At 72.2% G+C, this 13,442-nt stretch carries 11 protein-coding genes; 8 read left to right on the forward strand and 3 right to left on the reverse strand.

Features of this window, described 5'->3' with window-relative positions:
* Positions 1-3: 3 nt before the first annotated feature.
* From ACNAVT_RS13340 to ACNAVT_RS13350, 3 genes are read right to left on the reverse strand one after another with little or no spacing between them, the layout of a single operon-like run.
* Entirely contained in the window at positions 4-969 is a 966-nt protein-coding gene (locus tag ACNAVT_RS13340) for a TAXI family TRAP transporter solute-binding subunit (RefSeq protein ID WP_416296070.1), read from the reverse strand.
* Complete coding sequence (locus ACNAVT_RS13345; protein ID WP_416296072.1) at positions 966-1,358, reverse strand: roadblock/LC7 domain-containing protein; 393 nt, start codon at positions 1,356-1,358, stop codon at positions 966-968. The genes ACNAVT_RS13340 and ACNAVT_RS13345 overlap by 4 nt, the downstream gene beginning before the upstream one ends.
* Positions 1,355-3,787 (reverse strand): nitrate- and nitrite sensing domain-containing protein, encoded by a 2,433-nt coding sequence (locus ACNAVT_RS13350; protein ID WP_416296074.1) that lies wholly within the window; start codon positions 3,785-3,787, stop codon positions 1,355-1,357. Before ACNAVT_RS13350 ends, ACNAVT_RS13345 begins: the two co-directional genes overlap by 4 nt.
* Before the next feature lie 500 nt (positions 3,788-4,287).
* Between ACNAVT_RS13350 and ACNAVT_RS13355 the strand changes: the two genes are divergently transcribed.
* From ACNAVT_RS13355 to ACNAVT_RS13390, 8 genes are all read left to right on the forward strand, one after another.
* Positions 4,288-5,220 (forward strand): ABC transporter ATP-binding protein, encoded by a 933-nt coding sequence (locus tag ACNAVT_RS13355; RefSeq protein WP_416296076.1) that lies wholly within the window; start codon positions 4,288-4,290, stop codon positions 5,218-5,220.
* A 354-nt stretch (positions 5,221-5,574) separates the two neighbouring features.
* On the forward strand, positions 5,575-6,369 hold the full coding sequence (locus ACNAVT_RS13360) for an ABC transporter permease (RefSeq protein WP_416296446.1): 795 nt from the start codon (positions 5,575-5,577) through the stop codon (positions 6,367-6,369).
* Between the two features lie 11 nt (positions 6,370-6,380).
* Complete coding sequence (locus ACNAVT_RS13365; RefSeq protein ID WP_416296078.1) at positions 6,381-7,190, forward strand: ABC transporter permease; 810 nt, start codon at positions 6,381-6,383, stop codon at positions 7,188-7,190.
* A 61-nt stretch (positions 7,191-7,251) separates the two neighbouring features.
* Entirely contained in the window at positions 7,252-8,253 is a 1,002-nt protein-coding gene (locus ACNAVT_RS13370; protein WP_416296080.1) for a YihY/virulence factor BrkB family protein, read from the forward strand.
* Between the two features lie 172 nt (positions 8,254-8,425).
* A complete protein-coding gene (locus ACNAVT_RS13375) occupies positions 8,426-9,604 on the forward strand; it encodes an ROK family protein (RefSeq protein WP_416296082.1) in 1,179 nt (392 codons plus the stop codon).
* A 62-nt stretch (positions 9,605-9,666) separates the two neighbouring features.
* On the forward strand, positions 9,667-11,178 hold the full coding sequence (locus tag ACNAVT_RS13380) for a sugar ABC transporter ATP-binding protein (protein ID WP_416296448.1): 1,512 nt from the start codon (positions 9,667-9,669) through the stop codon (positions 11,176-11,178).
* A complete protein-coding gene (locus ACNAVT_RS13385) occupies positions 11,175-12,284 on the forward strand; it encodes an ABC transporter permease (protein WP_416296084.1) in 1,110 nt (369 codons plus the stop codon). The genes ACNAVT_RS13380 and ACNAVT_RS13385 overlap by 4 nt, the downstream gene beginning before the upstream one ends.
* A gap of 93 nt (positions 12,285-12,377) precedes the next feature.
* Entirely contained in the window at positions 12,378-13,430 is a 1,053-nt protein-coding gene (locus tag ACNAVT_RS13390; RefSeq protein ID WP_416296086.1) for a substrate-binding domain-containing protein, read from the forward strand.
* Positions 13,431-13,442 lie beyond the last annotated feature (12 nt).

Raw genomic sequence — 13,442 nt, forward strand, 5'->3', positions numbered from 1 at the left:
ACGTCAGCCGCCCTGGTAGTACCGGGCCGCGCCCGGGTGCAGCGGGATCGGGTCGGTGCCGGCCGCGCTCTCCCGGGTGAAGTTGGCCGCCTCCGGGTGCACCGCGATCAGCTCGGCCTGGTGCGCGAAGAGCAGCCGGGTCAGGTCGTACGCGAGCTGCTCGGGCATGTCCGCGTTGACCAGGATCACGTTCGCCACCGTCACGGTCGGCGTGGCCTCCGGGGTGTAGTAGATCTCCTTCGGCAGCGAGGCGGTGGTGTAGATCGAGCCGTACGTGGCGTTGAGCGGCTCGATCAGGTCGGCGATGGGCAGCAGCCGGTACGCCCCGGGGTCGTTGACGAGTAGATCCCTGATGCCCGGGGTGGGCAACCCGCCGGAGAAGAACATCGCGTCCAGACTGCCCGCCTGCATCTGTTTCACGGTTTCCGGCAACGACAGATGCAACCGCTGGATGTCCCGGTCCGGGTCGATGCCTGCGGCGGTCAGCAGCCGGCCGGCGATGATGTCGGTGCCGGACTTCGGCGACCCGGTGGAGATGCGCTTGCCGCGCAGCTTGGCGAAGGTGTCGATCTTCCCGTCGGCGCGGACGATCACGTGCGTGTAGTTGCGGTAGACCCGGGCCAACGCCCGGACCGGCTGTGGCTGCCCGTCGAACGCGCCGCGCCCGGTGACCGCGTCCGCAGCGGTGTCGGCCAGGCTGAAGGCGATCTCCATGTCGCCGCTGCTCAGCCGGTTGATGTTCTCCACCGAGGCGCCGGTCGGCTCGGCCCGCGCCTCGTAGCCACTGAGGTGACGGTTGATCACGTCCGCGTAGCCGCCGCCGATCTGGTAGTAGACGCCGGTGGTGTTGCCGGTGGCCAGGAAGATGCGCCCGCCGTGCCACGCCTGCGGCCCGGCGTCCACCTCGCCGCAGCCGGCCAGCAGGACGGCCAGCAGCGCGGCCACCAGCCGCAGCGGGCGCCGGGTCACGCCCGGGCCGCCGGTTCCAGCGCCTCCGCCACCCGCTGGACCAGCGTCGCCGTCTCGTAGCCGATCTGGCCCAGATCGCAGCCGGGAGCGGCGAGCACCCCGAGCAGGGCCCGCTCGCCGACCGCCATCACCAGCATCACCCCGCCGTCCATGTCGACGATCTGCTGGCGTACCCGGCCGGCGGACATCAGCCGGGCGGCACCCACGGTCAGGCTCGCCAGGCCGCTGATCACGGCGGAGAGCTGGTCCACCTGGTCCGGCGCGAGGTGGGGGGAGGCGGCGAGCCGCAGTCCGTCCTCGGACACCGCGAGGGCGTGCGACACGTCCGGCACCCGCTCGGCGAAGTTCGCCAGCAGCCAGTCGAGTCCGGCGGTCACGGATGGGGTCATTGTGTTCTCCCGGTGGGTGCGGAGTGGGGGGTGGTGTGGCGCATGGCGCTGGCAACACCCTCGGCGAGTGCGGACAGGCGGGCCCGGACCACCTCGGGGTCGAGCAGGTCCTCAGCGGGTCGGGGCGGCGGGGCGGCGCCCGGCGGGGTGGTGGGGAGGTGACCGCCCCGGGTCCGGCGGGGCAGCCCGGCCCCGGTGATCGGCGATGCCGCCGGGGTGCCGGAGGGTCGGAACCGGGCGGCCTCGGGGCCCGGCAGGGCGATCCCGGGCGGCCGTACGGCGGCCACGCCCCGTACGGTGCCGGCCGGCGGGGGTGACCCGGCCACGGGGCCGGCGACGAAGGGTGCAGGGTGCAGGGCGACCGGGGTGGGCGGGCGGGTGACCAGGTCGAATGCTGCTGAACCGGCGGCCGGTGACCCGCCGGTGGCGGGCGGTCGGAACCAGGGCGCGGCACGTACGGCCAGGGGACGGCGCGCGGCCGCCGGCCGTCGGGTGACCGACTCGACCCGGGTCAGCGCGGCCTCGGGCACCTCCACCTGGGCGACCGTGCCGGTGCCGGTGTGGTGCAGCTGCACCCGGATCCCGTGCCGGGCGGCCAGGTGGGCCACCACGTGCAGGCCCATGCTGCCGGCCGCGACGCTGGAGAGCATGGCCGGCGAGGCGAGTCGCTGGTTGATGCCGGTTAGTCGGCTCTCGCTGATCCCGATGCCCTGGTCGTGCACCCGCAGCGTGAGCCCGTCGACGGTACGCCGCCCGTCCACCAGCACCGGCGTGTGCGGCGGAGAGTAGACGGCGGCGTTCTCCAGCAGCTCGGCCAGGAGGTGCACCAGGTTGCCGACCGCCGCGCCGTGCACCGCCGCGGTCGGCACCTCGACCTCCACCCGGGGGAAGTCCTCGATCTCGGAGGCCGCCGCCCGGATCACGTCGTCGAGCAGCAGGGCGCCCTCGTGTCCCCGGCCCGGCTCACCGCCGGCGAGGACCAGCAGGTTCTCCCCGTTGCGGCGCAGGCGGGCGGCGAGGTGATCCAGCGCGAAGAGCCGCTCCAGCGCGTCCGGGTCGGTCTCCTCGTGTTCGAACTCGTCGAGCAGGCGCAGCTGGCGGGTGATCAGCGTACGGATCCGCCGGGCCAGCGCCTCGGCCATCCGGGTCACATCCAGCCGCAGCTCGGCCTGCTCACCGGCGAGCCGCAGGGCCGCCTTGTTCACCGTGTCGAACGCCTCGGCCACCTGGGCCACCTCGTCCCGGCCGCGCCGGATGCCCTCGGTCAGCCGAGTCGCCGTGCCGTCACCCGGGTGGCCCTCGCCCAAGGCGATCGCGGTGATCCGTTCCGGTAGTTCCCGGTTCGCCATGGTGAGCGCGGCGACCCGCAGCCGGCGTAGCCGCCGGCTGGTCCGCACCGCCAGCAGCACGGCGGTGACCAGCGAGGCGAGGGCGACGGCGGTGGTCGTCCCGGCGGTGAGCAGGGCGCGCTGCCGGGCGGTACGGGCCAGCGCGGCCGCGTCCCGATCCAGCGCCTCGGAGAGTTCCCGGCCGAGCAGGTTGTACCGGCGGATGGTGCCGCTCTGCGCCACGTACCAGGCGTCGCCGTCGGTCTTCAACGCCTCCGGCTCACCGTCGGTGTCCAGCACGTTGTCGCGCCGGGTGCGGGCCACCTCGACGTCGGCGCCGGCGATCAGCCGGTACCAGGCGGCGTTCGCCGGGCCGGTGGCGATGCGGAGGAACTCGGCCTGGCGCTGTTCCCGGGCGCCGCGTAGGTGGGCGAGCCGGGCCAGCTCGCCCCGGGCCAGCGCACCCCGGACGAAGACGCCGCGCAGCAGGTCGCGTTCCAGCGCGGCCAGGTGTTCCTGGGCGGCCACGGTCGCCACCTCGCGGGCGCCGTTGGCCAGGGCCGCGTCCCGTAGCTGGGCCGGGAGCGCGTCGGCGACGGCGAGCAGCGACTCGACCAGCGTCACGTACGCCGGGTCGGCCAGGTCGCCGCCCAACGCCAGCGTGCGGGTCGGGACGAGCTGGCTGAGCCGGCCGTCCGCGTCGTTGAGCACCGGGGCCAGGTCCGGGGCGGCCCGGCGGGCCTCGTCGCTGGCGGAGCGGTAGCGGTCGACCGCGGCATCCACCCGGCGCCGCTGGGCGTCGACCAGCGGCCGGCCGGCCGTGCCACCGCGCTGGCGTAGGGCCGCCGTCTCGCCGAGCTCGCGTTCCAGCTCGTGCACCAGCCGTACGGTGGCGGTGGCGGTGCCGGCGAGCACGCGGGCCCGGTCGGCGTCGGCCGAGGCGTTGAGCGCGGCGTCGGTCTGGGCGGCGCCGAGCACCACCAGGCCGACCGTCGCCACCAGGATCGGCGCGAGCAGTTGGGTGCGGACCGACCAGAACTGGCCGGTGCGGCCCGCGGCCCGATGATGCCGGCGCACGCGGACGGGGTTGGGGAGCGGCACGGGGTCTCCCGGTCGGGGTCGGGGTGCCAGGCCCGGACGGTCATCCGGGGCCGGCGTTTCGGATCAGCTCGCGCCGAGGTTCATGAGCGCCTTGTCCGCGCCCCCGCGCGGCTGCGCGCCGGCTGGCTGGCGCATCGGGGGAGAGCCGTCGTTGGGGCGAACAGGCGACACGAGCAGGCACGATACGCGAATCGCGTACCGGGGGGAACATTGCCGAAAGTGATTGCATTGAGTGACGGAATTGAAGGGGTAGCCACTCATATGCGGGTCTTATTAGGAATCTCCTTCGCAAATGTCGGATCCTGGAGATGCGCTGCGGTTACGCCATTCGGGCGGGACCGACAACAATCTGTCCGGAATGGTGAGCAAAGGTCCTGACGGCGGGCATCGCGGTCGCTCTGTCGGCCGTCACTCGGCGTAGTCGACGCCGCATCGGCTGTCCGGGCGGCCGCCGGCGTTAACCGGTCGAGGTTGTCGGACCGGGCGGCTAGGGTCACCCGGTGACCACTGCTCGACCACTCATCCAGGCTCGAGGGCTGGTGAAGCGGTTCGGCGACTTCACCGCCGTCGACGGCATCGACGTCGAGGTGCGCCCCGGCGAGGCGTTCGGCTTCCTCGGGCCCAACGGCGCCGGCAAGTCCTCCACCATGCGGATGATCGGCTGCATCTCCCCGCCCTCCGACGGGGAGTTGCGCATCCTCGGCATGGACCCGGTCCGCGACGGTCCGGCGATCCGGGCTCGACTGGGCGTCTGCCCGCAGCTCGACAGCCTTGATCCCGAGCTCACCGTCCGGGAGAACCTCACCACCTACGCCCGCTACTTCGGCATCCCGCGCCGGGTGGCCCGCGAGCGGGCCGCCGAGCTCCTCGACTTCGTGCAGCTCGCCGAGCGGGCCGAGAGCAAGGTGGAGCCCCTCTCCGGTGGCATGAAACGCCGGCTGACCATCGCCCGCGCGCTGGTCAACAACCCGGAGATCGTCCTGCTCGACGAGCCCACCACCGGGCTCGACCCGCAGGCCCGCCACCTGGTGTGGGAGCGGCTGTTCCGGCTCAAGCAACAGGGCGTCACCCTGGTGCTCACCACGCACTACATGGACGAGGCGGAGCAGCTCTGCGACCGGCTGGTGGTGATGGACGGCGGCCGGATCGTGGCCGAGGGCTCGCCGCGCGCCCTGATCGAGCGGCACTCCACTCGCGAGGTGGTGGAGCTGCGCTTCGTCGCCGATTCGCAGGAGGTGTTCGCCGGCAAGCTGAGCGGGTTGGGGGAGCGGCTCGAGGTGCTGCCCGACCGGATCCTGCTCTACGTGGCCGACGGCGACGAGGCGGTGGCCGAGGTGACCGCGCGCGGCCTCGTCCCGGCCAGTGTTCTGGTCCGGCGCAGCAGCCTGGAGGACGTCTTCCTCCACCTCACCGGCCGCACCCTCGTGGACTGAGTGCTGACCTTCAGCCCCGACGCCTGGCGCGTGGCACTCACTCGCGGCGTGCCAGCTGTTTCAGGGACGCTAGGAACTTGATGGCGTAGACGATTCAGCCGGAACGGGTCCGCGGGGCAGAAGTCACTTCCGGCCGTGAATCGTCTGTGTCATCAAGTTCGTAGGCGGAGCGGAGTTGTGGCGCGGGGCGCGGTAGGCACCGAACGCCGGCTGCCGCCAGCAGGTGCCCGAGGGCCAGCGGGAGCGGGGAAACTGGCGCGACATCGTCCGATGTCGCGCCGTAGGGTGGCCGGCGGTCTTGTCGTACCTGGCCGGTAGGAAGGCCGATGTGGAAGGCGGACGGGGGTGGCCGACGTGAGCGTGGCGGAGCGGGCCGGGGCGGCGGTGTCTCGGGTGCCGGCGCTGGCGGTGCTCGCGCACTACCTGGTCGGCTACCGGCGCACCTGGCGGGCCGGCGTCTTCTCGTCCTTCCTGCTGCCGGTGCTCACCGTGCTCGGCTTCGGCGTCGGCGTCGGCGCGTACGTGCATCGGGGTGTCGGCGGGGTGTCCTACCTCGACTGGCTGGTGCCCGGCCTGATCGCGTCCACCGCGCTCCAGGTCGCGGTGGCCGAGTCGACCTGGCCGGTGCACAGCAACTTCCGCTGGATCCGGACCTACCATGCTCAGGTCGCGGCGCCGCTGCGGATCGGCGACATCCTCGCCGGCCACCTCGCCTTCGTGTTGTTCCGGGTGCTCAGCAGCACGGCCGCGTTCCTGCTGGTGACGGCCCTGTTCGGGGCGCTGCGGTCGCCCTGGGCGGTGGCCGTGCTGCCGGTGAGCCTGCTGCTCGGCCTGGCGCTCGCCGCGCCGGTGTTCGCCTTCAGCGCCGCGGTGCCGAGCGACAGCTACCTGGCCCTGCTGTTCCGCTTCGCGATCATCCCGATGACCCTCTTCGCCGGGGTGTTCTTCCCGGTCGAGTCGCTGCCGGCGGGGCTGCGCCCGGTGGCGTACGCGACCCCGCTCTGGCACGGCGTGGACCTGTGCCGGGCCGCCACGCTGGGCGTCGCCCCGCAGTGGTCGGTCGCCGGTCACCTGCTCTACCTCGCCGGCTGGGCCGCGGCCGGCTGGCTGCTGGCCCGGTGGATGTTCCGCCGCTCGCTCGTCGTCTAGGGGAGGATGTCGTGGTCGGTCTCGTCCTGCCCCGGCTGGTCAGCTTCGAGGGGGCGCCGCGCCGCGCGGCCTCGGTCGCCGAGCGCAACCTCACCGCGCTGCGCAGCGCGTACTGGCTGGTGCTGCTCTCCGGCTTCCTGGAGCCGGTGCTCTACCTGTTCTCGATCGGGATCGGCGTGGGCGCGCTGGTCGGTGACCTCACCCTGCCCGGCGGGCAGGTGGTGGCGTACGCCGCGTTCGTGGCTCCGGCGATGCTGGCCTCGTCGGCGATGAGCGGTGCGCTGTCCGAGACCACCTTCAACTTCTTCGGGAAGATGAAGTTCATGAAGCTGTACGACGGGGTCATCGCGACCCCGGTGCAGCCGTTCGAGATCGCCCTCGGCGAGCTGGCCTGGGCGATGATCCGGGGGAGTCTCTACTCGGCCGCCTTCCTGGTGATCATGGTGGCGATGGACCTGACCAGCGCCGGCCGGGCGATCATCGCCTTCCCGGCCGCGGTGCTGGTCGGCTTCGCGTTCGGCGCGCTCGGCATGGCGGTGTCCACGCTCATGCGCAGCTGGCAGGACTTCGACCTGATGGGGTCGGCGCAGTTCACCCTCTTCCTCTTCTCGGGCACGTTCGTGCCGGCCGAGGCGTACCCGGCCGTGCTGCGCTGGGCGGTCGAGCTGACCCCGCTCTACCGCTCGGTGCACCTCGTCCGGGGGATCACCGTCGGGACGTCCGGCTGGTCGTGGCTGCTGGACGTGGCGTACCTGGTGGTGCTGGCCGGCGGCATGCTCGCGCTGGCGTCCCGGCGGATGGGGCGGACGCTCTACCCGTAGGCGGTTAACCGGCCGTCGCGCGGGCATCTCGTGGGTCCACGCCGACGACGAGGGAGGGGCGATGGCCGCCGACGAGCCTTCCGCCCGCGACGGGCCCGCCCGGGGCCGGCCAGCCGGGCCGGAGCGCCCGACCGAGCTGCCGGTCGCCAGCTGGGTGGCGGCGCTGAAGCGGATGGTCCGGGGGGCCCGGGAGGACCGGCTGACCGACTGGGCCGCCGCGCTCACCTACTACGGCGTGCTCTCGCTCTTCCCCGGCGTGCTGGTGTCCATCTCCGTGCTCGGCCTGCTCGACACCCGGGCACCGCAGGCGGTGCGGGACATCGTCGACGAGGCGGTGCCGGAGGCGAACGTCCGGCAGCTCATCGAGACCGCGATCGACCAGGCGCGCAGCTCCAAGGGGCTGGCGAGCGTCGCCGCGGTCCTCGGCCTGGTCGCAGCCTTCTGGGCGGCCTCCGGTTACCTCGCCGCCTTCATGCGTGCGGCCAACACCATCTATGACGTGCCGGAGGGGCGGCCGATCTGGAAGCGGCTGCCGATCCGCGTCGGCATCACCGCGCTGGTCGGCGGCATGCTGCTGGCCATCGTCGTGATCGTGGTCTTCACCGCCCGCGTGGCCGAGCACGTGGGTGGCGTGTTCGGGTTCGGCCCCACCGCAGTGCAGGCGTGGAAGATCGTCAAGTGGCCGGTGCTGCTGGTGCTGGTCAGCCTGGTGCTCGCGACCCTCTACCGCGTTGCGCCGAACGCCCGCCACGGCGGCTTCCGCTGGGTCAGCCCCGGCAGCGTGCTTGCGGTGGTGAGCTGGCTGGTGATCTCCGTGCTCTTCGCCCTCTACGTCCACTACTTCGGCTCGTACCACAAGGCCTACGGGGCGGTGGCCGGGGTGATCATCTTCCTGGTCTGGCTCTGGCTGAGCAACATCGCCATCCTGCTCGGCGCGGAGTTCGACGCCGAGTTGGCGCGCAGCCGTGCCATCGAGGCGGGGCATCCGGCCGAGGAGGAGCCGTACGTCGAGCTGCGCGACCACCGCGGGCTCCGGAAGAAGCGTGGCGGCACCGACCGCTGACCCGACAAGATCACTTTCGATGAGCCGTCGCCAGCTTTTGTTCAAATGGACAAAAGTTTGGATCAGATCGCTTGAAGCTATGGACATACGACCCGGAAGGCTCCTACTGTGTCGGACACGACACATCGCTGTTGCGTCGATGTGAACGATTCCGATGCGGAGGTGAGTCCCGGTGCGGACGGTGGAACCCCTGCACGTACAGCTCCTGCGACTGCTTCGGGACGAGGGGGCGGTCTCCAGGGCCGAGCTCGGCGACCGGCTGCAGATGCCCCGCCCCCGCCTCCTCGCTGAACTGGACCGCCTGGTCGGCCTCGGCTACGTCGCCGAGGCGGGGCTGGCCGCATCCCGGGGTGGGCGCCGCTCGACGCTGGTGGAGCTGAGCCCGCACCTGCGTTTCGCCGCGGTCGACCTGGGCGCCAGCTCGATCGACGTCGAGGTGGTCAACGGCCGGCTCGAACCGGTGACCGCGTACACCGAGTCCGCCGACATCCGCTCCGGCCCGAAGGTGACCCTCCAGCGGGTCAGCGAGCTGCTGCACAAGGCAAAGGTGGACGGGGCGTACGAGCGGCTCGACGCCGTCGGCATCGGCGTGCCCGGGCCGGTGAGCTTCCGGGACGGAGTGCCGGTCTCGCCGCCGATCATGCCGGGCTGGGACCGCTTCCCGGTCCGTGAGCTGCTGACCCGGGAGCACGGCTGCCCGGCCGTCGTCGACAACGACGTGAACATCATGGCGATCGGCGAGCGGCACGGCGGCGTCGCCCACTCGGTGGACGACTTCCTCTTCATCAAGATCGGCACCGGCATCGGGTGCGGCATCTACCTCAACGGCGAGGTCTACCGGGGCACCGACGGCTGCGCCGGCGACATCGGCCACATCCAGGTCGACCCGAACGGCCCGATGTGTTCATGCGGCAACCTCGGGTGCCTGGAGGCCGTCTTCAGCGGGGCGGCACTGGCCCGGGAGGCCACCGCGGCGGCCCGCGCCGGGGTCTCCCCGGCGCTCGCCGAGCGACTGACCGCCCGAGGCGCGGTGACCGCGCTGGATGTGGCGCAGGGGGCGGCCGAGGGGGACGTCACCTGCATCCAGCTCATCCGCGACGGCGGCCGGCGGGTCGGCAGTGTGCTGGCCGGGCTGGTGAGCTTCACCAACCCGTCGATGATCGTGATCGGTGGTGGACTCGCCCAGCTCGGGCACATCCTGCTCGCCGAGATCCGCAGCGTCGTCTATCGCCGCTCGCTGCCGCTGGCCACGGGCAACCTGCCGGTCGTCCTCTCCGAGCTCGGCCCCCGGGCCGGGGTCGCCGGGGCCGCGGTGCTCGCCAGCGATGTGGCCTTCGGGGAGGCATCGTGAGCGCGACGAGTGAGCCGACCGAGCCGCTGGTGGAAGCCCCCGCCGACACCGTCGCGGGCGAGGTGGTCCTGCGCCTCACCGACGTGGTGAAGACGTTCCCCGGCGTACGCGCGCTGGACGGGGTGCAGTTGGAGGTCCGCGCCGGCGAGGTGCACTGCCTGCTCGGGCAGAACGGCGCCGGCAAGTCCACCCTGATCAAGGTGCTCGCCGGGGTGCACCGGCCGGACTCCGGCGAGGTGCAGTGGCGCGGCGAGCCGGCGAGCTTCGCCAACCCGCAGGCCGCCATGCGGGCCGGGATCGCCACCATCTACCAGGAACTCGACCTGGTCGAGGACCTGTCGGTGGCGGAGAACGCCTTCCTCGGCCACGAGCCGCGCCGGCTCGGCTTCGTCCGTCGCGGCCACATGGCCCGGCGGACCCGGCAGATCCTGGCCCGGCTCGGGCACCCGGAGATCCCGCCCGGCCGGCTGGTGCGCCACCTGCCCGCCGCCGGCAAGCAGATCGTCAGCATGGCCCGGGCGCTCTCCCACGAGGCCCGGCTGATCATCATGGACGAGCCGAGCGCCGTGCTCGCCCACGACGAGGTGGGCAACCTGTTCCGGATCATCCGGGAGCTCACCGCGCAGGGCATCGCGGTCATCTACATCTCGCACCGGCTAGAGGAGATCCGCGAGATCGGCGACCGGGTCACCGTACTCAAGGACGGCCGGACCACCGCGGCGAACCTGCCGGCCCGCGCCACCCCGACCCGCGACCTGGTCGCCCGGATGACCGGGCGGACCATCGAGTACGTCTTCCCGGAGCGCCCGGCCGACGAGCCCGCCGGCGCGGAGCTGCTGCGGGTCGACGGGCTCACTCGGACGGGCGAGTTCGCGGACGTGTCGCTGACCGTGCGGGCAGGGGAGATCGTCGGCATCGCCGGGCTGGTCGGCTCCGGCCGCTCCGAGCTGCTGGAGACGATCTACGGCGCTCGGCGCGCACACGGCGGCACGGTCCGGATGGACGGCCGCGCGCTGCGCCCAGGCAGCGTCGGCGCGGCGGTGCGGGCCGGTATGGGGATGGCGCCGGAGGAGCGCAAGAGCCAGGCGCTGCTGCTCGGCGAGCCGATCTACCGCAACGTCACCCTGGCGACCTTCAGCCGGTACGCCCGCCTCGGCTTCACCGACGCCGGGCGGGAACGGGCCGAGGCGGACCGGATCGCCGACTCCCTGGAGCTGCGGCCCCGGGGCGTACGCCGGCCGGTGCGTACCCTCTCCGGCGGCAACCAGCAGAAGGTGGTGGTCGGCCGGTGGCTGCTCGGGGACACCCGGCTGCTGCTGCTCGACGAGCCGACCCGCGGCGTGGACGTGGGGGCCCGGGCCGAGCTCTACCAGGTCATCCGCGCTCTCGCCGCCAGGGGCGTCGGGGTGCTGCTGGTCTCCAGCGAGGTGCCCGAGGTGCTCGGCCTGGCCGACCGGGTGCTGGTGATGCGGGAGGGCCGGGTGGTCCGGGAGGCCCCGGCCGGCGAAATCGACGAGAACACCGTGCTCGACCTCGTCATGGCGGGGTCCCTCATGGAAGGCGCGCCGGCATGAGCGAAATGACACCCACGGCCACGCCGGAACGGCCGGCGGGCGTGCCCGCCCAGGCGCCGCCGGTCGCCCCCGAGGGGACCACGAAGTCCGACGCGCCGGGGCGGCTCTCCTGGTGGCGCGGTGACGGTGGCGAGGGCGCCCGACGCAACCTCGGCCTGCTGGCCACCCTGGTGGTGCTGGTCGTCATCGGCATCCTCACCCGACCCGACCTCTATGGCAACGCGAGCTGGGTGTGGGGCAACACGCTCACCATCCTCAAGCTGGCCTCGGTGGTCGGCGTGGTCACCGTCGGGATGACCTTCGTGATCATCGGCGGTGGCATCGACCTGTCGGTCGGCGCGATCGTCGCGCTGGCCGGGGTCTGGTGCACCACGGTCGCCACCCAGAGCTACGGCGCCGGCGGCATGATCTTCAGCGCGCTCACCGTCGGGCTGGCCGTCGGCGTGGTCAACGGCCTGCTCATCTCGTACGGGCGGCTGGTGCCGTTCATCGCCACCCTCGCGATGATGGTGGCCGCCCGAGGGCTGGCGGCCGAGATCTCCGACAAGCAGACCCAGGTCTCGAACAACACCTTCATCAACGGCATCGCCAGCACGGACCTGCTCGGCATCCCGCTGCTGGTCTACATCCTCGCCGTGGTGGTGGTCGCCGGCTGGGTGCTGCTCAACCGGACCACCTTCGGCCGCCGTACGGTGGCGGTCGGCGGCAACCCGGAGGCGGCCCGGCTCGCCGGCATCAACGTCCGGCGGCACACCCTGATGCTCTACGGGCTCTCCGGCCTCTGCTGCGGCATCGCCGCGGTCATGCTGACCGCGCAGGCCACCTCCGCCCAGGCGGCCATGGCCAACCTCTACGAGCTGGACGCGATCGCCGCCGCGATCATCGGTGGCACGCTGCTCAGCGGCGGGCGGGGCACCATCATCGGGTCCCTGCTGGGCGTGATCATCTTCTCCACCATCACCAACCTCTTCGCCATCAACGGCCTCTCCACGGAGGCGCAGAACATGGTCAAGGGCGGCATCATCGTCGCCGCGGTCCTGGTCCAACAGGTGCAGTTCCGCAGCCTTACCCAGTTCCTCGGCCGCAACCGGGCCACCACCACCTGATCCCACCGCGACACCGGCGGCCACCTCGACATCGACGGTGGCCGGGTCAAGCACACCCAAATTCCACCCCATCACCTCATCCAGGAGGCCGTCATGACAACGCAGGGACGCGACCTGTCGCGCCGCCGGCTGCTCTTCGGCGGGGCCGCGCTCTCCGCCGGCGTAGTGCTCGCCGGTTGCACCAGCAACGAGAGCGCGCCCACCGCCGCGCAGACCAAGGCCGCCGAGAGCGGCGGCAACAGCGAGCCCGGCAAGAAGGTGATCATCGGCTTCTCGGCGCCGGCCGCCGACCACGGCTGGATCGCCGCGATCACCAACAACGCCAAGGCGCAGGCCGGGGCGTACTCGGACGTGGAGTTCAAGAGCGTGGAGGCCGGCGCGGACGCGGCGGCCCAACGGGCGGCGCTGTCCACCCTGATCTCGCAGAAGCCGGACGTCATCGTCCTGCTGCCGCACGACGGCAAGGAGCTCAACGCGTTCGGCCTGGAGGCGATGAAGGCCGGTATCCCGGTGGTCAACCTGGACCGGGCCTTCCCCGACGCGCGGGCCTACCGGCTGCAGATCAAGGGCGACAACTACGGCATGGGGGTGGCCGCCGCCACCTACATCGCCGAGCAGCTCAAGGCCAAGGGGGCCAGCAACCCGGTCATCGGCGAGATCCCCGGCATCGACTCGCTGGAGCTGACCCAGGAACGCTCCAAGGGCTTCGCCGACACCCTCTCCTCGTACGGCCTCAAGGTGGCCAACCGCCGCCCGGCCGAGTTCACCGCCGACTCCGGCCAGCAGGCCGCCACCGGCCTGTTCCAGGCGCTGCCGAAGATCGACGCGATCTGGAACCACGACGACGACCAGGGCATCGGCGTCCTCGCGGCGGTCAACCAGGCCAACCGCAAGGAGTTCTTCATGGTCGGCGGGGCCGGCTCGAAGAAGGCCATGGAGGACATCAAGGCCGACAACACGGTCCTCAAGGCGACCGTCACCTACAGCCCGTCGATGGCCTCCTCGGCCATCTCGCTGGCCCGCCTGATCGGCCAGAACAAGGGCATGTCCGACCTGGTCGAGCTGCAGGTTCCGAAGGAGATCGTGCTCGCCTCGGAGACGATCACCAAGGAGAACGCGAGCGACTACCTGAAGCTCGGGTTCTGACACACGGGGGGA

The sequence above is a fragment of the Micromonospora sp. SL4-19 genome (assembly GCF_047921475.1).
GTDB lineage: Bacteria > Actinomycetota > Actinomycetes > Mycobacteriales > Micromonosporaceae > Micromonospora.